The organism is Mesorhizobium sp. ESP7-2, assembly GCF_020164715.1.
Taxonomy (GTDB): Bacteria; Pseudomonadota; Alphaproteobacteria; order Rhizobiales; family Rhizobiaceae; genus Mesorhizobium.
In genome coordinates this window covers 79,032-98,764 of sequence record NZ_JAIUGQ010000016.1, presented here as the reverse complement: position 1 = coordinate 98,764, position 19,733 = coordinate 79,032, and the positions used below count along the sequence as shown (strand labels likewise).

At 62.8% G+C, this 19,733-nt stretch carries 21 protein-coding genes; 10 read left to right on the top strand and 11 right to left on the bottom strand.

The window, feature by feature from the left end:
• Positions 1-127: 127 nt before the first annotated feature.
• Positions 128-313, bottom strand: a complete 186-nt coding sequence (locus LB543_RS17410; RefSeq protein ID WP_181183014.1) for a hypothetical protein — start codon at positions 311-313, stop codon at positions 128-130.
• A gap of 335 nt (positions 314-648) precedes the next feature.
• Between LB543_RS17410 and LB543_RS17405 the strand changes: the two genes are divergently transcribed.
• Positions 649-1,623, top strand: coding sequence for an acyltransferase family protein (locus LB543_RS17405; RefSeq protein WP_224614910.1), 975 nt, complete (start codon positions 649-651; stop codon positions 1,621-1,623).
• A gap of 69 nt (positions 1,624-1,692) precedes the next feature.
• Here LB543_RS17405 and LB543_RS17400 read toward each other — a convergent pair whose 3' ends face one another.
• The 7 genes from LB543_RS17400 to LB543_RS17370 form a co-directional block, all read right to left on the bottom strand.
• Positions 1,693-3,822 (bottom strand): ASKHA domain-containing protein, encoded by a 2,130-nt coding sequence (locus tag LB543_RS17400; protein ID WP_224595316.1) that lies wholly within the window; start codon positions 3,820-3,822, stop codon positions 1,693-1,695.
• The gene (locus tag LB543_RS17395) at positions 3,773-4,747 is read right to left on the bottom strand and encodes a methyltetrahydrofolate cobalamin methyltransferase (RefSeq protein ID WP_140758244.1); all 975 of its coding nucleotides are present in this window, start codon (positions 4,745-4,747) and stop codon (positions 3,773-3,775) included. Before LB543_RS17395 ends, LB543_RS17400 begins: the two co-directional genes overlap by 50 nt.
• Positions 4,748-4,828: 81 nt before the next feature.
• Entirely contained in the window at positions 4,829-5,920 is a 1,092-nt protein-coding gene (locus LB543_RS17390; protein WP_224614909.1) for a methylenetetrahydrofolate reductase, read from the bottom strand.
• Complete coding sequence (locus LB543_RS17385) at positions 5,917-6,510, bottom strand: methylenetetrahydrofolate reductase C-terminal domain-containing protein (RefSeq protein WP_224595311.1); 594 nt, start codon at positions 6,508-6,510, stop codon at positions 5,917-5,919. Before LB543_RS17385 ends, LB543_RS17390 begins: the two co-directional genes overlap by 4 nt.
• Positions 6,503-6,805 carry a virulence factor gene (locus LB543_RS17380; protein WP_140758247.1) on the bottom strand — a complete coding sequence of 101 codons (303 nt, stop codon included), beginning with the start codon at positions 6,803-6,805 and terminating at the stop codon, positions 6,503-6,505. Before LB543_RS17380 ends, LB543_RS17385 begins: the two co-directional genes overlap by 8 nt.
• A gap of 202 nt (positions 6,806-7,007) precedes the next feature.
• Entirely contained in the window at positions 7,008-7,790 is a 783-nt protein-coding gene (locus LB543_RS17375; protein ID WP_224614908.1) for a formyl transferase, read from the bottom strand.
• 104 nt (positions 7,791-7,894) lie between these two features.
• Positions 7,895-8,470 (bottom strand): DUF4893 domain-containing protein, encoded by a 576-nt coding sequence (locus LB543_RS17370; RefSeq protein WP_224614907.1) that lies wholly within the window; start codon positions 8,468-8,470, stop codon positions 7,895-7,897.
• A gap of 121 nt (positions 8,471-8,591) precedes the next feature.
• Between LB543_RS17370 and LB543_RS34070 the strand changes: the two genes are divergently transcribed.
• Positions 8,592-8,849, top strand: a complete 258-nt coding sequence (locus LB543_RS34070) for an NAD-dependent epimerase/dehydratase family protein (protein ID WP_318012974.1) — start codon at positions 8,592-8,594, stop codon at positions 8,847-8,849.
• A gap of 5 nt (positions 8,850-8,854) precedes the next feature.
• Here the strand turns inward: LB543_RS34070 and LB543_RS17360 are convergent, their stop codons facing one another.
• Entirely contained in the window at positions 8,855-9,484 is a 630-nt protein-coding gene (locus tag LB543_RS17360; RefSeq protein WP_224614906.1) for a DUF1638 domain-containing protein, read from the bottom strand.
• 55 nt (positions 9,485-9,539) lie between these two features.
• Between LB543_RS17360 and LB543_RS17355 the strand changes: the two genes are divergently transcribed.
• A complete protein-coding gene (locus LB543_RS17355; protein ID WP_224614905.1) occupies positions 9,540-9,677 on the top strand; it encodes an EncA/B family entericidin in 138 nt (45 codons plus the stop codon).
• A gap of 81 nt (positions 9,678-9,758) precedes the next feature.
• Here the strand turns inward: LB543_RS17355 and LB543_RS17350 are convergent, their stop codons facing one another.
• Positions 9,759-10,457: a corrinoid protein gene (locus LB543_RS17350; protein WP_027046950.1), complete on the bottom strand. Its 699-nt coding sequence runs from the start codon at positions 10,455-10,457 to the stop codon at positions 9,759-9,761.
• A gap of 288 nt (positions 10,458-10,745) precedes the next feature.
• Here LB543_RS17350 and LB543_RS17345 point away from each other — a divergent pair, with 288 nt between their 5' ends.
• The 7 genes from LB543_RS17345 to LB543_RS17315 all read left to right on the top strand — a co-directional run bounded on the left by LB543_RS17345 (position 10,746) and on the right by LB543_RS17315 (position 18,584).
• Positions 10,746-12,320, top strand: coding sequence for a trimethylamine methyltransferase family protein (locus LB543_RS17345; protein ID WP_140615930.1), 1,575 nt, complete (start codon positions 10,746-10,748; stop codon positions 12,318-12,320).
• Positions 12,321-12,417: 97 nt separating this feature from the next.
• The gene (locus tag LB543_RS17340; RefSeq protein WP_224614904.1) at positions 12,418-13,098 is read left to right on the top strand and encodes a 4Fe-4S dicluster domain-containing protein; all 681 of its coding nucleotides are present in this window, start codon (positions 12,418-12,420) and stop codon (positions 13,096-13,098) included.
• A gap of 106 nt (positions 13,099-13,204) precedes the next feature.
• On the top strand, positions 13,205-13,942 hold the full coding sequence (locus LB543_RS17335) for a dienelactone hydrolase family protein (RefSeq protein WP_224614903.1): 738 nt from the start codon (positions 13,205-13,207) through the stop codon (positions 13,940-13,942).
• Positions 13,943-14,046: 104 nt separating this feature from the next.
• On the top strand, positions 14,047-15,225 hold the full coding sequence (locus tag LB543_RS17330) for an NAD(P)/FAD-dependent oxidoreductase (RefSeq protein WP_224614902.1): 1,179 nt from the start codon (positions 14,047-14,049) through the stop codon (positions 15,223-15,225).
• A 123-nt stretch (positions 15,226-15,348) separates the two neighbouring features.
• Positions 15,349-15,909 (top strand): RNA polymerase sigma factor, encoded by a 561-nt coding sequence (locus LB543_RS17325; protein ID WP_224614901.1) that lies wholly within the window; start codon positions 15,349-15,351, stop codon positions 15,907-15,909.
• A gap of 2 nt (positions 15,910-15,911) precedes the next feature.
• Positions 15,912-18,053: a vWA domain-containing protein gene (locus tag LB543_RS17320; protein WP_224614900.1), complete on the top strand. Its 2,142-nt coding sequence runs from the start codon at positions 15,912-15,914 to the stop codon at positions 18,051-18,053.
• Positions 18,054-18,314: 261 nt separating this feature from the next.
• Positions 18,315-18,584 carry a hypothetical protein gene (locus tag LB543_RS17315; RefSeq protein WP_181178492.1) on the top strand — a complete coding sequence of 90 codons (270 nt, stop codon included), beginning with the start codon at positions 18,315-18,317 and terminating at the stop codon, positions 18,582-18,584.
• A gap of 17 nt (positions 18,585-18,601) precedes the next feature.
• Here the strand turns inward: LB543_RS17315 and bmt are convergent, their stop codons facing one another.
• On the bottom strand, positions 18,602-19,624 hold the full coding sequence (gene bmt / locus LB543_RS17310; RefSeq protein ID WP_224614899.1) for a betaine--homocysteine S-methyltransferase: 1,023 nt from the start codon (positions 19,622-19,624) through the stop codon (positions 18,602-18,604).
• Positions 19,625-19,733: the final 109 nt, after the last annotated feature.

Sequence of the window (19,733 nt, the reverse complement as noted above, 5' to 3'; positions counted from 1 at the left end):
GCCTTGTCCACACGCTGGTGTGATTAATGGCGCGGCAGAAGTGCCGCGCGTAGCCGGTTGTTGGCCGTCGGGGACGTACGAGGTCCCCGGCGGAGGCCGAGCAATTTGCATTTCTCGGAGAAGGTCATCAGCGCGTCGTCCCCAGAAGCAGCGAGGCGAGCGTGGCCTGCGGATCGTTCGGCGGCGATGCGGGCCAGCCGATGTCCTTCTGGACATGCGCCGGAAGACTGTTCAGCGCGCGGATCGCCTTGTTCCTGGCATGGGTTTGCCTGATGGCCACACCGAAGCGGCCGAGATTTTCGAACATCGACATTTTCATCTCCCTTGATGAACGGCGCTGGCCAAGGACTGTCTTCGGCCGCCGTTCGATGCGGGGTAAATGCGCCTGACATGTATCGGATAGATTTCGCGAAAATAGAGCGTTCGTTTCAAGATCCACCTGATCTGGAAACATTGCATACAAATGAGTTTCCGAGGCGCTGAAGCCGTTTTCAGGCTCCGAAAAATTCCATGTCCTCGCGCGGTGGTGCGCTGCGACTCGAACAGAAAGTGGTTGACAAGTCGCCCCGCAACTGCCCGTAATTGTGCAGTGCAGCAGAAGAAGTGTGCGCTGCAGCGCAAATACGGAAATCATGACCGGGAGTCATCGTGCCGAGTATCCATAGTATTCAATACCTGCGGGCGTTGGCCGCGAGCGCCGTGGTCTGCTTCCACGTCAGCGAGCAGTTCGGCGGCCCGTTCTCGGTCGGCGCCGCCGGGGTCGACATCTTCTTTGTGATCAGCGGTTTCATCATGTGGGTGACGACGGCGAGCCGCCCGGCGGATCCAGCGGGCTTCATCAGCCGCCGGATCACCCGCATCGTGCCGCTCTACTGGATCGTCACCTTGCTGATTGCGTCAGCCATGCTTATCAAGCCGCAATTTTTTTACGATCATCTGTTCAGTCCGCTGAATCTCGGCCGCTCGCTGTTCTTCTTGCCGCTTCGGGAAAACGGCGCATTGCACCCAATCGTCCTCCAGGGTTGGACGCTGAGTTACGAGATGATGTTCTATCTCGTTTTCGCGTTGACTCTTTTTCTGGGCGAACGATGGCGTTTGAGCGTGCTCGTCGGCGTTCTCACCATCATCGTCGCGCTGCATCTTGTCTTGCCTGACGGATATCCACGCTCCTTCACCAGCCCGATCGTACTCGAGTTCGCGGCCGGTGTCATTGTCGGACGCCTGTGGGTCCAGGACGTTCGGCTCTCGTTTGCGCTGGCCCTGACGCTGCTTGTTGGCGGGTTTCTTCTGCTTGCCGTCACCCCTGTGGCGGATGCCGATATGCCGCGCGTACTGCGCTGGGGCATCCCGGCCATGCTGATCGTGACGGGCGCGGTCTTTGCCGAACGTGCTCGGCCATTCAGGCCTGTGGCCTTGTTCAACTTCCTCGGCGAGGCCTCCTATTCGATCTATCTTTGGCACGCCCTGATGGGCGTCGCGGTGACCGGCATCACCTTGCGGCTCGGCATGCTGCCGGCACTGCAGCCGGCAGTGATCGTCGTTCTCAGCTTTGCGTTCTCGGCGATGCTTTATCTGGTCGTCGAAAAGCCGCTCATCCGGGCGCTGCACCCCTCGCGCCCCTAAGGCTCCAAGCTCGGACAAGAGACCCCACTTGCACGGGACTCGTGAATCCGACCGCGATGGCCTGAAGCGTCAGTCGCGACTGCGCCGAGCAGCATGGCCTTCGCGGGAGCGTCGGCGCGGTGCTGCATCTCCGGCGATGCCATCCTCGCTCACCGTCTTGCGTGGCGGCAGTTTCACCGCCGCCGACAGTTTCGGGAACGGGTCGACCTTGTTGGGTAGCGCCATGGCGTAGACGAAATGCTCCTGGAATTTTGGCTCCAGTGCGGTCTCGATCTTCTCGATCTGGCTCACCGTCTCCTCGATCTCGCGGCGATAGCCGCGATTGAGCAGCGCCATGCGGGCACCGGCACCGGCCGCGTTGCCGACGGCCGAGACCTTGTCGAGATCGCAATCGGGGATAAGGCCGAGCACCATGGCGTATTTCGGATCGATGAAGGAGCCGAAGGCACCAGCGAAATGGATGCGGTCGACATGCTCGGTGTTCTGCTTTTCCATCAACAACTTGGTGCCGGCATAGAGCGCCGCCTTGGCAAGCTGGATGGCGCGCACGTCGGTCTGGGTGATGGTGATCTTGGGTTCGCCTTCCTTCAGCACATAGGAGAAAGTGCGGCCGTTGGCGACGACGCGCGGCGAGCGCGCGGCAAGCGATCCGTCGACGACACCATCCTCCGAGATGATGCCGGCGAGATACATTTCGGCGACGATCTCGATGATGCCAGAGCCGCAGATGCCGGTGACGCCGGTCGCCTGCACGCTGTCGAGGAAGCCCGGTTCGTCGGACCACAGTTCCGAGCCGATGACGCGGTATTTCGGCTCCAGCGTGTCGGGATCGATGCGCACGCGCTCGATGGCCCCGGGCGCGGCACGCTGGCCGCCGGAGATTTCGGCACCTTCGAAGGCCGGACCGGTGGGCGAGGAGGCAGCGACAACACGCGCGCGATTGCCGAGTACGATCTCGGCATTGGTGCCGACATCGACGATCAGCATCATCTCATCCTGGCGATGCGGGCCTTCCGACAGCGTCACCGCCGCCGCGTCGGCGCCGACATGGCCGGCAATGCAAGGCAGCATGTAGAGGCGCGCGCCCTGGTTGAGCTTGAGGCCTATGTCGGAGGCCTTGATGCGCACGGCGCCCGAGACAGCGAGCGCGAAGGGAGCGCCGCCGAGCTCGGTCGGATCGATGCCGAGGAACAGGTGATGCATGATCGGATTGCCGACGAAGACGGAATCCAGAATGTCGTTGCGCTGGACATTGCCTTCCGCGCAGACCTTGTCGACGAGGCCGGAGATCGCCTCGCGGACGGCAACCGTCATGCCTTCGCGGCCATCGGGGTTCATCATCACATAGGAGACGCGGCTCATCAGATCCTCGCCGAAGCGGATCTGCGGGTTCGACGTTCCGGACGAGGCGGCGACGCGGCCCGACAGCAGCGACACCAGATGCATGGCGATGGTGGTCGAGCCGATGTCGCAGGCCAGGCCATAGGCCTCGTTCTTGAGGCCAGGCCACAGCGCGATGACGCGCGCGATGTCGCTGTCGGCATCCTTGTGGATGGCGGCTGTCGCGGTCCAGTTGCCTTTGCGCAATATGCCTTGCACCTGCGGCAGCAGATAGAAGTCGAATTCGAGGTTCTTAAAACCCCAGTCCTTCATCAGCGCGATCTTGAGCCGGTCGAGATCGCCTGATGGATTGTGCATGTCGGGCTCCTCGATCTCGACATAGCACATGCGGATGGCGGTATCGCGGGCGATCACCCTGGTGTCTGCATCCTTGCGGATGGTCTGCGCATTGATGACGGTATCCTGTGGCACGTCGATGACGAGATCGCCGAGGATCTGGGCGGAGCAGGAGAGGCGGCGCCGTTCGGGCAGGCCGCGCACGCGTTCGTAGCGCTCTTCCTTGGGGCCCTTGGGCGAGATGTGATCGTTCGAGGAGGTGATCTTGTGCTTGGCGAAATTGCCTTCCTGCACCTCGATCTGGCAGCGCCCGCAAGTAGCGCGTCCGCCGCACACGCTCTCGACATAGACGCCGAGCTGGCGCGCGGCGTCGAGCACCGGCGTGCCGACAGGGAACCGCCCGCGCTTGCCTGACGGCATGAACAGCACGAGCGGATCGGTAATATTTGCAGGTGAATTCACGATTGCGCGCTTATCCCCGGCCCATCCGGGCTTCACGACCGCCGCGCCGCCGGCTGCCATTGCCGCCGCCTTCGCCCGGTGCATTGACCGCTGTCGGCGCCGCCACCGCGTGGCCGCCTTCGGCCGGCTTGTAGTCCTTGTAGGTCTTGATCCACTTGGTGCAGTTCTCGTCGGTGCCGTTCAGCACGTTGGCGCCGCGCACGGCTTCCATCTCCTGCGGCCGAACCGGGTTCATGATCGCCGAGGTCATGCCGGCGCCGATCACCATCGGGATGAAGGCGGCATTGATGCCATGGCGGTGCGGCAGGCCGAACGAGATGTTCGACAGGCCGCAGGTAGTGTTTACCTTGAGTTCCTCGCGCAGGCGGCGCAGCAGCGCGAACACCTGGCGTCCGGCATCGCCAAGCGCACCGATCGGCATGACCAGCGGGTCGACGACGACGTCATGCGCCGGAATGCCGAAATCGGCGCAGCGCTCGACGATCTTCTTGGCGACGGCGAAGCGCACATCCGGGTCCATCGAAATGCCGGTCTCGTCGTTGGAGATGGCGACGACGGGCACGTTGTACTTCTTGACCAGCGGCAGGATGGCCTCGAGCTTTTCTTCCTCGCCGGTGACGGAGTTGACCAGCGGGCGGCCTTTGGCGACCTTCAGCGCGGCCTCGATCGCGGCGCTGACGGAGCTGTCGATCGAGAGCGGCAGATCGACCAGGCCCTGGACGATCTCCAGCGTCTGCACCAGCAGGCCAGGTTCGGTTTCGTTCGGGTTGACCGAGGTGACGCCGGCATTGACGTCGAGCATGGTGGCGCCGCATGCGGCCTGCTCCAGCGCGTCCTTGATGACGGTCTCGAAATTGCCAACCACCATCTCGGCGGCGAGCTTCTTGCGGCCGGTCGGGTTGATGCGTTCGCCAATCACGCAGAAGGGCTGGTCGAAGCCGATGATGATTTCTCGTGTCGCCGAGGCGACGATGGTCCGGGTCATGAAATCTCTCCGTCGTGATATAAAGAGTTCTTTATATCGTTATCTGTTGTCGATCAAGCGAATGGTGATCGCGCAGCGCTCTCAATGCGCGGTCTTCACCATATCCACCTGGGTTTCGGTAATTTCGTCGTGCAGGATGTGATCCAGCCGTTCGGCGACCATCTGGTCGTCGCGGCGGATCTCACGCTTCCATGGCTGGCGGCCCTTCAGCACGCCCGATTCGTCGACGATCTCGGCGACATATTCTTCCTGGCGGTAGGCCATCACATGGACGCCTGAGACACCGGGAATTTCCTTCACCTCGTTGATGATGTCGGTGCAGAGCTGCTTGCCTTCCTTCTTCTGGTCCTGGGCGCCTTCCAGTCGCTTGATGACGGCGTCGGGGATATGGATGCCGGGCACATTGGAGCGGATCCATTTTGCCGTCTTGGCGGAAGCGAGCGGGCCGACGCCACATAGGATGAACACCTTTTCGGTGTGGCCGAGATCGCGGGCCTTCTGCATGAAGGTTTTGAACATCGGCACGTCGAAGCAGTACTGCGTCTGCACGAACTGCGCGCCGGCGGCGATCTTCTTGCCGAGATGGATCGGGCGAAAGTCGAAGGGCGGCGCGAACGGATTGACGGCAGCTCCCAGGAACAGCTGCGGCGGCGTCGTCAGCTTGCGGCCGGACAGAAACTTGCCGTTGTCACGCATGATGCGGCAGGTCTCCAGCAGCGACATCGAATCGAGATCGAACACCGGCTTGGCACCCGGCTGGTCGCCGGCCTGCACGCCGTCGCCGGTCAGGCACAGCATGTTGGCGACGCCCATCGCGGCACCCCCCAGCACATCGCCCTGAATGGCGATGCGGTTCTTGTCGCGGCAGGCGATCTGCATGATCGGCGCATAGCCCATGCGGGTCAGCAATGCGCAGATGCCGACCGAGGACATGTGGCAATTGGCGCCGGACGCATCGACCGCGTTGATGGCGTCGACCCAGCCGTCGAAGATCTTCGCACGGTTGTAGACGTCCTCGGGATCGGCGCTGTCGGGCGGGTTGAGCTCGGTCGTCACCGCGAACTCGCCCCGCCTGAGCACGCGCTCCAGCCGACCGCGCGAGGTGTGGCCGGGCAGCGGATCGAGCGGCAAATGGATGCCGGCCGGATTTTCGTCGAGCTGGCGGCCGATCATGCGGAGCCTCCGGTCTTCGCGGCAGCGGCCTCACGGGCTGCCGCGGCCTGCGCGGTCACCCGCAGCCAGGCCGAGGTTTCGCGTAAAGACTGGTCGACCGGCTTCTGCACGGTGAGGATCCTGTCGGAATTGACCATGTTCTGCGAACCTTCCCAGGCCTTGACCCAGACGCAGGGCATATTGGGCTCGACTTCGCAATTGCCGTTGGCGCGCACGCCGCCGCAAGGGCCGTTGCGCAACTGCTTGGGGCAGTTCATCGGGCACGACATACCGGTCGAGGACAGGATGCACTGACCGCACATGCGGCAGTCGAACATGAAGCCTTTGACGCGCTTTTCGACGAATTTGATCGGAGCTTCGACGCGGCCATAACCGATGCCCTTCCACAAGGGGTGCAGCAGCAGGAAGGCGTCGGAAAAACGGGCATAAAACCATTCGAGCAATCGCGAGTGCCGAACTGACCATAATCTCACCGCGAACGAGCGCTGTACGCGGCGCTGCGGCGACACGTCGGCCGGCTTGTAGTCGGATTTCGGCGCTGCCTTCTTGACCAGCGTGGCCTGGGTAACCGCCGGGTTCTCGTCAGACATTTTCTTTTCCGCCCGCCTTGACCAGAGCGACCAGCCGCTCGCGGTCGTATTTCGCGTCGAGTTCGTGGAATGCCTTTTCGACCTCGGCTTCGAGATCGTCACCGACCGCAACCGGATCGGCCTTGCGCCATTCGGCGAGATAGTCGTCGGTGCCACCGGCGCCGGTGCGCATGGCGCACATGTCGATCGCCTCGGTGAAGCGCAAGGGCAGTTCGCGCTTGGCGTTCTGCCGGCCTTTCCTGACGATGACCTGGGCAGGGATGTCGCGCCAGTAGACGACGATAAGATCGGCCATGAATTCTCGCTCCTCGATATTCCGAGCATTGCCGCAAGCGTCGTAAGGCTGCTTGTTATGGGACGACGCGCGCGCATTCAAAAGCGACGCATTTCGATGTCGTAAAATGAAAGGTGGGTTTATTCGTTTGCGACCCATGTCGCGACGGGGTCGATGCAGCAGCAATGGCGGCGGAGTTTGCGCTGTTCCTACGCTGGATGCGTTACCAGATGCCGGTTCTCAGCCCAGTCCAGACGTAGAACCAGATCGTCGGGTGGTACCACTGTTTCGATGGCAGGCCTGGATCGAACGTTGCGAGTTTCCCCGCCAGCGCGTCGCTGACCGCCTCGACGCAGATATCGCGCGAAAACGCCGTCTGGCGCAGCGCATAGCTCGAGATGGTGTCGCCTTGTTTCGGCTTGCCGTGCGCCTGCTTCAGCACACCGCCGGTGTCGACGCCTGCATCGACCAGATGGACGGTCGTGCCGAAATTCTGCGGATCGCCTGACGTCAACGCCCAATAGCCGCCATTCATGCCGCGATATTTCGGCGTGATGCCGGCATGATAGTTCAGCACCGGACAAGGCATTTTGCCCAGCATCTCCCTGGAAATCAGCCGGCAGCCGTTCAGCAGCACGACGCCGGGCTTGATCGTCTCGATCGCCTGCAGGCATTCCTGGCTGTTGGCGGATGCCACATGGACGATGACCTGGCCTTGCCGCGGTTCCGTTTCAAGCTTCTCCTCGGCAATCAACCGGGCGGCGTGTTTGACATTAAGCCGTTTGCCAAGCCTGCTCAGCACCATCGTGCCGAGCTGACCCATGGCGGAGATCCAGCCCTGGCGTCGGGCGCGGCCGCGCAGCAATTGTTTTTTGGATTCAGGGATTTCGAGGACGACGCTGACAGGGCCGACGCGGTCGGCGAGGTCGTTGATCATGGCCCAGACGTGTGCGCCGCCACCGGTGACGACTACAATCGGCCGCGGATTGGATTGCGACGCTGCCATTGATCTTGCCATGCTCCACGGACCGGCTGATGTGGCCGGGACCTTAGGGCAGGTGGGTTAATCCTTGGTGTGCCGGAAGCCTTACGAGGACATGAAGATGCCGGTCAGCGCTTGAACTCCATGATGTCGAGCTTCGATTCGTAGTAGGGCGCGGGGAATTCGATGCGCCATTCCTTGGCGCTGTTGCGGAAAGCGTAACCGACCTGGTCGGTTTGCGGGCCGCTGCCATAGGGCCTTGCCCGGTCGTCGTTGACGGAGCCGGAGCCAAGATAGATCGAGCGCTTGTCGCCATCGTCGAAGAAGCGGCCCCGGGTGCGCTGCGAACCACTGATCTTTTCCAGCCGCCAGCCGGAGCCATCATCGGTCACTCTGCATTTGAACCAGCCATAGATGACGAGCGGGCTCAGCCCGCCGACCTTGATCGTGCGGCACCGCCAGCTGCCGGTGAGGTCCTTGTCGGAGAAGGCGGCCAGCGGCTTGGCCAGCAGTGCGTCGAGTTGCTCGACCTCGGCGGGGTCGCCCGCCTTTGCCTCGGCGAGCGCCGCCTTGCGGATGTCGCCATATTTGTCGAGCCGCGCCTTGTCGGCGGCGGTGATCAGTTTCCGCACTTGACCGTCGGCAAGGGCGGGCATGGTACAGCAGAGCAGGCCAACAACGGCAAGCAAGGGGCGAAGGTTCATCAAAAGATTCCCTGTTTTCGTCTGGAAGGGCGCCGCTGCCGTCTGGCGCATAACTTACCGGGTCGCTGGCGCCTGTCATCCGTGCTCAACAGCGTCACGGTCGAAATTCATGGTGTGACGAATGCGAATCTTGCTCACGGGATCGTCGGGTTGGCTGGGAAGCGCGTTGGCGCCACTCCTGCGTGGGCTTGGACATGACGTCACCGGCCTCGATCCCGTTCTATCGGCCGAAACGCGGATCGTCGGTTCGATCGCCGACCGTGACCTTGTGATCGACCGGGTCTATGACGCGTCGCGGGCGAGGGACAGGCTGGATTTCGCCTGCAGGACCAGCTTTGCCGACGTGCTGGCGGCGCTGGCAGCCGAAGACGGGAGCTGAAGCCGTCAGGCGTTCGCGGCCGCCCGCGCCAGGCCCGGCGTCAGGTCGCCAAAACCGGTGGAGCGGCGCTCATAGGTAAGGCCAAGCAGGGCGGCGGCCTTTTCGGCGACCTTGTCGAGTTCCGGATCGTCGGTCTGCGCAAGGTAGATCAGCTTCTCGTAATTGCCGAAATAGTCCTTGATCAGCTCCGGGTGCTTGTCCAGCCCGAGCGGCTTCATGAAGAAGGCATCGAACTGGCGGCACAGGAAGTCCGTCATGTAGAACGACATCATGTCGTCGTCGGCAACCTTCGCATAGGCGTCCATGCCTTGATAGAAGGCGAAGCAATGCGGACCGGCCATGCGCTCGACGCCATGCTTCTCCAGGACGCGGTCAAGCAGGCCGCCTGTGCCGCAATCGGCATAGCCGACGAAGATGTGCTCATAACCCTCCGCCTTGGCCTTCTCGATCGCCTTGTCCATGGCCGGTGCGATGCTGTCGGGATAGAAATGAAATTCCGCCGGCAAACACGTCAATTCGAGGTGATCCAGCCCGAGCCGTTCCTTGACGGCCAACACCTCGCGCGCAATCATCCCGCAGGCGATGACGAGCAGCCTGTCTGTCTGATTCGGTTTCGTTTTTTTCGTCTTGACCAAGTCGAGCCGGCTTTTCGCTGCGGGGTTAATTTATCTGTCGAGGGAGACACCGTCCATGAAACTGCTACGGGTAGCGCCAATGGCTATCCTTGCCTGCGCGCTCGCACTCACGGCCTGCGCCAACACCATTCGGGGTGTCGGCAAGGATGTCAAATCGACGGCGAGGGCGGTCAAAGACACTGTCGCCGATTGATCGGCAGCCACCTCCTTCATCTGGGAACAAAAAAGCCGCGCTGCAAGGCGCGGCTCTTTTTCGTCGTCCTGATGCCTTGGATCAGGCCGAAGCACGCACATTGTGCTTGCGCTTCATGAAGTCCTTGGCGGTCTCGACCGCCACCGCGGCGTCGCGGCAATAGGCATCGGCGCCGACGGCCTTGCCGAATTCCTCGTTGAGCGGTGCGCCGCCAACCAGCACGACATAGTCGTCGCGAATGCCCTTTTCCTTCATCGTGTCGATGACGACCTTCATGTAGGGCATGGTGGTGGTGAGCAGCGCCGACATGCCGATGATGTCGGGCTGGTGCTGCTCGATCGCATCGAGATACTTTTCGACCGCGTTGTTGATGCCGAGGTCGATGACGTCGAAGCCGGCGCCTTCCATCATCATGCCGACGAGGTTCTTGCCGATGTCGTGGATGTCGCCCTTGACGGTGCCGATCACCATCTTGCCCTGTTTCGGCGCGCCTGTGGCGGCGAGCAGTGGGCGCAGGATGAACATGCCGGCCTTCATGGCGTTGGCGGACAACAGCACTTCGGGAACGAACAGGATGCCGTCGCGAAAATCCTCGCCGACGATACGCATGCCTTCGACCAGCGCTTCGGTCAGCACCTTGTAGGGCACCCAGCCGCGCTCGAGCAGAATGCGCGTGCCTTCCTCGATTTCTTCCTTCAGACCGTCATAGAGATCGTCGTGCATCTGCTGCACCAACTCATCGTCGGAAAGTTCGGAAAGGATAATCTCGTCGTCGGACATTTTAATCCAGCTCCTCACGGCATCGCGACTGTGTCGCAAGGCACAAAATAATGGCGTTCATACCTAACCCGCAACGGGCGGGTATCCATAGCTGATTTGCGACTTCCCGCAAAAGGAAAGCGACTGGAAAATCTATCGGATTTCTTGTCGATTTTGCGACAGGCGTTGGCGCGGACGGGCCGTTTCGAATAGGGTGCATGGCTACGATCCGGCGAAAGCCGCGCCATGCGGCCGCAACGGTTACGGACCGGCCATAGTCAGGCAGGCCATATTCAGGGAAGAGCGATCATGAGCGAACACGCGGCAGTCGACCAGGAAGCGTCCAACGCGCGGCGTGGGCGCGGCGCCAGCGGTGGAGCAGCGGCAAGGCGCGCGGCGCGCTCCGGCGGCGGCCCGGGCACCCAGCTCACCTACATCAAGCGCAAGATCAACGTCTACGAAGTGCTGAATGAGGAAGGCCTGGCGCTGATCGAGAAGAACACCGACACGGTGCTCGAGGAAATCGGCATCATTTTTCGCGATGACGCGGAAGCGCTGCAGCTCTGGAAAGAGGCCGGCGCCGACGTCAAGGGCGAGCGCGTGCATTTTCCCAAGGGGCTCTGCCGTTCGCTCCTGAAGACCGCGCCGCCCATCTACACCCAGCATGCCCGCAATTCGGAACGCTCGGTGCAGATCGGCGGCAACGCGACCGTGTTTGCGCCGGTCTACGGTCCGCCCTTCGTGCGCGATCTCGATGGTGTCAGGCGCTATGCGACGATCGAGGATTTCCAGAATTTCGTGAAGCTCGCCTATATGGCGCCGTCGATCCACCATTCGGGCGGCACGGTATGCGAGCCGGTCGACGTGCCGGTTAACAAGCGCCACCTCGATATGGTCTACGCGCACATCAAATATTCCGACAAGCCGTTCATGGGTTCGGTGACCGCGCCGGAGCGCGCCGAGGACACGGTGGCGATGGCCAAGCTGGTGTTCGGCGACGACTTCGTCGAGAACAACACGGTGCTGACCAGCCTGATCAACGCCAACTCGCCGATGGTGTTCGACGAGACCATGCTTGGCGCCCTGAAAGTCTATTCACGGCATAACCAGGCCTGCATCGTCACGCCGTTCATCCTGGCCGGTGCGATGAGCCCGGTGACGGTCGCCGGCACGCTGACGCAGGTCCTGGCCGAAGTGCTGGCCGGCGCATCGTTCACGCAGCTGATCCGCCCGGGCGCGCCGGTGCTGTTCGGCACCTTCGCCTCGTCAATCTCGATGCAATCGGGCGCGCCGACCTTCGGCACGCCGGAGCCGTCGCTGGTCTCCTATGGCGCGGCGCAACTCGCCCGCCGTCTCGGCTTGCCGTTCCGCACCGGCGGCTCGCTCTGCGCCTCGAAAGTGCCGGACGCGCAGGCGGCGTATGAGAGCGCCAACACGCTGAACTCGACCATTCTCGCCGGCACCAATTTCGTGCTGCATTCGGCCGGCTGGCTCGAAGGCGGCCTGGCGTCCTGCTACGAAAAATTCATGATGGATATCGACCAGCTCGGCATGACCCAAAAATTCTCCGAGGGCGTCGATCTTTCGGAAAACGGCCAGGCGATGGACGCCATCCGCCAGGTCGGGCCGGGCAGCCACTATCTCGGCTGCGACCACACCCAGGCCAATTTCCAGACCGCCTTCTACCGCTCGTCGATCGCCGACAACAACTCCTACGAGCAGTGGCTGGCCGAGGGTCAGAAGACCGCGCCGCAGCGCGCCAACGATCTGGCGCGGCGCTGGCTGGAGGCTTACGAGGCGCCGCACCTCGATGAAGGCATCGACGAAGCCCTGAAGGACTTCATCGCCAAGAAGAAGGGGTCGATGCCCGACGCCTTCACCTGAAAGGAGCCCGAGTCTGGCGGGGCTAAAGTCGCCAACATCATCCACAAGGAAGTCTGGCGGAGCGCCTTCTCCGATCCGGACAAGAAGGGATGATTGCGTGCGCGGCATGATCGAGGAGATCACGGCCGCGCTTGGCACCAACGGCCTCATCCTGCGTGGCGGCTTTCTTTTTCCCGATCACGAGGGTGCCCCTCATGGCGCCTCGGGCGCTTCGGCAAAGTCTGTCCTGCTGGTAGGGCAGGCGGGTGCGGCACCCTGGCCGCATTTCCTGCGCTGGCAGCAGCAGCAGCCACAGGCGATTGCCAATCCGCTCGACACCTGGTCGCGGCAGATCATCGGCGACGTGGCGCGAGAGTTTGGCGCGCGCGCCGTTTCGCCGTCGGACAAGCCTTATCTGCCGTTCCACCAATGGGCTGTTCGGGCGGAGGGGCTGAGGCCGTCGCCGCTCGGGATCCTCATGCATCCGCGAAACGGGCTTTGGCACGCCTATCGCGGCGCGTTGCTGTTCGAGGAAGAGATAGCGCTTCCCGAGCCCTGCGAGGCGATCCATCTCTGCGACACATGTGTCGACAAACCCTGTCTGAAATCCTGCCCGGTCGATGCCCATTCCACGGATGGTTTCGCCTACCAGCCCTGCCTTGCGCATGTGCGGGGCGCGGGCGGCGGGCCGTGCCGCGCTGGCGGTTGCCTTGACCGCAATGCCTGCCCCTATGGCACAAGCTACCGCTATCCGGCAGAGGTTCAGGCCTTCCATATGGCCGCATTCGCTGGTCTTTAGCGCCTCACGCGATCCCGCACGAAATGTTGACTGGCGGGTTCAGGCAACGCCTTGCCGTGGCCGCTTGCGCGGATATGTATCGCGCATCTGATCAACGGAGCAGGCAATGACGAAGCAAGACCTTCAGATCAAGACCCGTGACGGTGTGGCGAATGCAGGCCTGTTTCGTTCGGCCAAGGTTTCTCCAGCCAAGGCCGGTGTCATAATCTACCAGGACGCCTTCGGTCCGCGCCCGGCGCTTGACCAGATGGCGGAACGGCTGGCGGGCGAGGGCTATGCGGTGCTGGTGCCCGACCTCTTCTATCGCAACGCGCCTTACGGTCCGTTCGACGCCAAGACCGCCTTCACCGAGGAAAAGACCAAGGCGGCGTTGATGGCGCTGGTCACCGGCACGACGCAGGAGATGACCATCAGCGACAGCGGCGCGTTTCTCGAGGCGCTCGCCGGCGAAGGCGTTACGGGGCCGATCGGGACGGTCGGCTATTGCATGGGCGGTGCGCGGGCGATCAACGCCGCCGCGACCCACCCAGACCGGATCAAGGCCGCCGCCAGCTTTCATGGCGGCAATCTCGCCAGCGATGCGGCCGACAGTCCGCACCGCAAGGCGGCTTCCATCAAGGCGCGCGTCTATGTCGGCATGGCGGGGGTCGACCGGAGCTTTCCGCCGGAACAGTCGACGCGGCTGGAAGAGGCACTGCGGAACGCTGAAGTCGACCATACGATCGAGAATTATGTCGGCATGGCGCATGGGTGGTGCGTGCCCGACCATGGCGTCTTCAGCGCAGCCGGTGCCGAGCGGCATTGGAAGCGATTGACTGATTTGTTCGCCGAAACGCTGGTCTGAGCCTTCGCCCCCCTGTTGGCCGCGCGGCACATTGGAGGTATCAGGCGGGATGAGCGGCTCGCCCGGCTGGTGCGGCGCGGGGTCATGCGGGAACGATCAACCTGATGCAATCCTATGATGTCGTGATCATCGGCGCCGGCGCCGCCGGAATGATGTGCGCCGTGGAGGCCGCCAAGCGCGGCCGTTCGGTGCTGATCCTCGATCATGCGGCGGCACCTGGCGAAAAGATCCGCATCTCCGGCGGCGGCCGGTGCAATTTCACCAACGTCCATGCGAGCCCGAAGAATTTTATCTCCAGGAATCCGCATTTCTGCATCTCGGCGCTCAGCCGCTATACGCAACGCGACTTCATTGCGCTCGTCGAACGTCACGGCATTGCCTATCACGAGAAGACATTGGGGCAGCTGTTCTGTGACGGCTCCGCGCGCCAGATCATCGACATGATGGTCTCGGAAATGCGGGGCAGGGGCGCCGAGCTGGTATTGTCGACTTCCGTTGAGACTATCAGCAAAGCCGAGGAAGGGTTCGACCTCACGCTCTCCACCCGCACGGTCTCTTGCCAGTCCCTGGTCGTAGCCTGTGGCGGCAAGTCGATCCCAAAGATGGGCGCGACGGGCTTCGGCTACGAGCTTGCCGACCGGTTTGGCCTTGCCGTCGTCGAAACGCGGCCTGCCCTGGTGCCCCTGACCTTCGATGCAAAGACGCTCGAGCGGCTTTCGCCCCTGGCCGGAAACGCCGTCGACGCCGAGATTGCCTGCGGCAAGACACGGTTTTCCGAGGCGATGCTGTTCACGCATCGCGGCGTCAGCGGGCCATCCATCCTGCAAATTTCATCCTATTGGCGCGAGGGTGATGAAATCCGCATCGCCATGCTGCCAGGCACGGATGTGGCTGAGCTCGTCCGCGCCGCCAGGCGTGGCAATGGCCGGCAAGCGGTGCAGACCGTGCTCGCAAATCATTTGCCGAAACGGCTGGCCCAGGCGATAGCCGAGCGAACCGGGCTCGACGGCAATCTTGCCGATCTTTCCGAGGCCCAGATCAAAGCCGTCGAGGCCGCGGTCAACGACTGGCGCATCAAGCCGGCCGGTTCGGAGGGCTACCGGACCGCCGAAGTGACGCTAGGCGGGGTAGACACCAACGGCCTCGACCAGAAGACGATGCAGGCGAAGTTGGTGCCGGGCCTGTTTTTTATCGGCGAGGTCGTCGACGTCACCGGCTGGCTCGGCGGCTATAATTTCCAATGGGCGTGGTCGTCGGGCTGGGCGGCGGGCCAGGCGTGTTGACATTCAGGTGAGGCCGGCCTGACCTGAATCTCAACCCGCCCACAGCTGCAAAAGTCCCTGTTCGAAAAAAATCTTTCCATCACCCCAAGGATTAGCCATTAGCCTTCGTCCAACAGGCAAATGATGGCGATGATGCTGGATGAGAGCGAAGCCTCCGACGCCGAACTGATCGGGCGGGCGAAGGGCGGAGACCGGGGGGCTTTCGGCAAGTTGCTGGAGCGCCACTACGACTTCGTCTATCGCGCCGCCTATCGCTGGTGCGGCAGGAAGGCCGATGCGGAAGACATCGCCCAGGAAGTCTGCGTCCGGCTCGGCAAGGCGATCCGCGATTATCGCGGCGGCGGCGCGTTCACGACATGGCTCTATGCCATGACGATGAACGCCGCGCGCGACATGATGCGCAAGACCGCGCGCGAGACGGTCAAGTCCGAGGCCTATGGCGTCCATGCGCTGATTTCGGGCGAGGTCCCGGCCGAGAGCGAAGACCCCGCCGAGGCGCTCTGGGCGGCGGTGCGGCAATTGCCGGACAAGCAGCGCGATGCCGTGATGCTTGTCTATGGCGAAGGCTTGGGCCACGCGGCCGCCGCCGAGGCGATGGCGATCTCTGAGACGACGGTTTCCTGGCACATCCATGAAGCGAAGAAACGGCTGAAGACGTTGATGCGTTCAGCCGGGGAAGTGTGACCATGGTCGACGACAACGAACTCAGGAAGCTGCGCGACGCAGCAATACCGGTGCCCGGCGAGAGCGCGAAGGCGCGTGCCTTCGAGGCTGCCCTGCGCGCCTACGATCAGGAAAATATTTCCGAAGTCACCCAAGGATCGGTCGGCGGCCTTCGTCTCACAGAGCGAGCACAAAAGCTCTGGAGCGAGATCATGCAAAAGAAACTCATTGCCGCGCCGGCTCTTGCCGGGCTAGTCGCCCTGCCGATCGCCGGATACGCCACCTTCCATATTCTGAGGGAACAGCCGTCACCGTTCGGCGGCGACGAGAAGATCGCCGAGACGCTGGCCGACAAGCCGGCGACGCTGAAGCCATTGGCCAAGCAGGCACCGGGAGATCGGGCCGCCGACGAGCCGACCGTGACCACTGCGCCGACCAACGACAAGAAAGCCGACGCGGATGTGGAAAGCCGCGATGCGACCGATGCGCTTGTGACGCCGGCTTCGCCGCCGAAACCCGAATCGGCCCAGGCGGGCGGGGCAGCACAGCAGACTTCGTCGGAGCGTAGAGCGTTGGCCGAACCAACACCGCCGGCGCCGACCGGTGAATTCGCGCTGGATGGCGCCACTGGCGCGCCCAGCACGTCGCGGGTGGCCCGCATGCCGGCGGCCGAATCCAAGCCGATGGTCCAGCAGCCGGCCATGGCGCCGGCGGACCAGATCGCGCCGCAGGAGGAAAACCGTGACCGCGTCCAGGATTTCAAGACCAATCCGGTGCACGCCGCATTGGAAGACCCGGTCTCGACCTTCTCGATCGATGTCGACACCGCTTCCTATTCCTTCGTGCGCGGCTCGCTGAAGCAGGGCTACCTGCCGCAGGCCGATACGGTCCGCGTCGAGGAGATGATCAATTACTTCCCCTATGACTGGAAGGGGCCGGACTCGGCATCGACGCCGTTCAACTCGACCGTCAGCGTCATGCCGACGCCGTGGAACGCGCACACCAAGCTGATGCACGTCGCCATCAAAGGTTTCGACATCAAGCCGACCGAGCAGCCGAAGGCCAATCTGGTCTTCCTGATCGATGTCTCGGGCTCGATGGACGAACCGGACAAGCTGCCGCTGCTCAAGTCCGCGTTCCGCCTGCTGGTCAGCAAGCTGAAGGCGGACGACACGATCTCGATCGTCACCTATGCCGGTGACGCCGGCACCGTGCTGATGCCGACAAAGGTTGCCGAGAAGGACAAGATCCTCAATGCCATCGACAATCTGCAGCCCGGCGGCTCGACGGCAGGCGAAGCCGGCATCAAGGAAGCCTACAAGCTTGCCCAGCAATCCTTCATCAAGGACGGCGTCAACCGGGTGATGCTTGCCACCGACGGCGACTTCAATGTCGGCCAGACCGATGACGACGACCTGAAGCGGCTGATCGAGAGCGAGCGCAAGACCGGTGTGTTCCTGTCGGTGTTCGGCTTCGGCCGCGGCAATCTGAACGATGAAATGATGCAGACCATTGCCCAGAACGGCAACGGCACCGCCGCCTATATCGACACGCTGGCCGAGGCCGAGAAGGTGCTGGTCGAGGACGCTTCCTCGACGTTGTTCACCATCGCCAAGGATGTGAAGATCCAGGTCGAGTTCAATCCGAATAAGGTCTCCGAATACCGCCTGATCGGCTACGAGACCCGGGCGCTCAATCGGGAGGATTTCAACAATGACCGCGTCGATGCCGGCGATATCGGCTCGGGGCATTCGGTCACCGCGATTTATGAGATCACGCCCAAAGGCGGTGGCGGCGAGCAGATCGATCCGCTGCGCTATGGCCAGGCCACGGTGAATAATGGCGGCGTTGCCAATGCGGACGAATATGCCTTCGTCAAGATCCGCTACAAGCTGCCCAACGAGGACGTCTCGAAGCTGATCACCACGCCGGTGACCTCGGCCAATGAGGTGGCGTCCTTCGACCAGGCGAGCACTGATCAGCGTTTTTCCGTCGCGGTCGCGGCCTTCGGCCAGAAGCTGCGCGACGAGGATGCGACCGCGAAGTTCGGCTACGACAAGATCATGGAGATTGCCACTGCCGCCCGAGGAGCCGACCCGTTTGGGTACAGGTCCGAGTTCCTTTCGCTTGTGCGCCTTGCCTCGGCGCTGGGCGGTAACCGGTAGTGGCGATGACGGCCGGTTTCTTTCAGATGATGGGATCGTTCTGATAGCCGGCCCACGGGCGGGTGAGGCAGGCCGGCGAGGGATCTTCCCTTGCCGGCCTTTTTTTTGGATCTATTGATATTCAGGGGATGCCGGCCTGACCTGAATCTCAACAGATCCTAGGGCAGCGCGCTGGATCGTTAAATTGCGCTGCATTTCCGGTACCGGATCGCAATTTCCTCTCGCTACACCGGACATGTCTAAGGCTTGAGGGAGCCGGAATTGCAGATCAGAACCATCGCCAACTCTACTCCGCCGACACGGGATGCTGCGGCGGTTTCATCAGCCCCGTCAGCCGAATCCAGACGCATCAGCGATGACGTCGCGCAGGCGCGTCACACCGCCATGTCGGCGCTGACCAACGACCGCTTCCGCGCCATGCTGGAGCAGATTACCGATCCCGGCGCATCGGGTGCGCTGGCGACAATGCGCGGCGACAATGCGGTCGATCTCAAGTCGGCGCAGTCGAGCTACGCCGACAACAGCGAATAACCGCTAAAGGAATCGCGTCAGGCGCGGGTGCGCCGCCGCTCGCGGCGGGCTTCGCTGGTCTCGGCCGTGTTTGCGGTTGCCACCTTGTTGCGCATCGGGCCGATGCGCTCGACGATTTTTTCGACCGTCGGACGATCCGCTTTGGTGTGGGCGTCGAGCGCCTTGCGCATCGCGGCAAGATGCTGGAACGAGGTGCCGCAGCAGCCGCCGATGATTTTGGCCCCGCCATCCACGGCGAGCCGGACATAGTCGGCCATCAGTTCCGGCGTGCCGGAATAGTGGATCTCGGTGCCACGGAATTCGGGGATGCCGCAATTGCCCTTGACGATGACAGTCGCCTCCGGCTTCGCCTCGGTCATGTCGAGCAGCGAGGCCAGTATGTCTGAGGCACCGACGCCGCAATTGGCGCCGACGCCGAGCGGCGCTTGCGACAGGCCGTCGGCGACGCCGTGGATGTCTTTCGGCAGCAGTCCCATCATGGTACGGCCGGCGGTGTCGAAGGAGCCAGTATAGGTGTAGGGGAGGCCGACGCGGATGGCAGCTTCGGCGGCGGCGCGGATCTCGTCGGGCGCCGACATCGTCTCGATCCAGGCGACTTCGGCGCCGCCTTCCTTGAGACCCTCGATCTGCTCGGCGAAGGCGTCGACCGCCTCGCCATAGGTCATGGCGCCGAGTGGCACCAGCAATTCGCCGGTCGGGCCGACGGAGCCGGCGACGATCACCTTGCGGCCGGCCTTGTCGGCGACAGCGCGGGCAATCTCGGCGGCGCGTTTGTTCAGCGCATGGACGCGATCCTGCGCCTGGTGCAGCTTCAGCCGGTGGCGGGTGCCGCCGAAGGAGTTGGTCAAGATGATGTCGGCGCCGGCATCGACGAAATTCTGGTGCAGCCGGGTGATGGTGTCGGGCGCGGTTTCGTTCAGTAGTTCCGGCGCCTCGCCAGCCTCCAGACCCATGGCGAACAAATTGGTGCCCGTGGCGCCATCGGCCAGCAGCACACCCTTTTCGGCCAGCAGGGCATCGATCGGATTGGTCGTCGTCATCGGATTGGCTTTCGTGTCCTGGAATTCGAATAAGGATATAAAGAAGTCTTTATGTCTAGTCAATGAAATTGCAACGTGAAACGGCAGGCATGGAGGCGGTTAACGACCC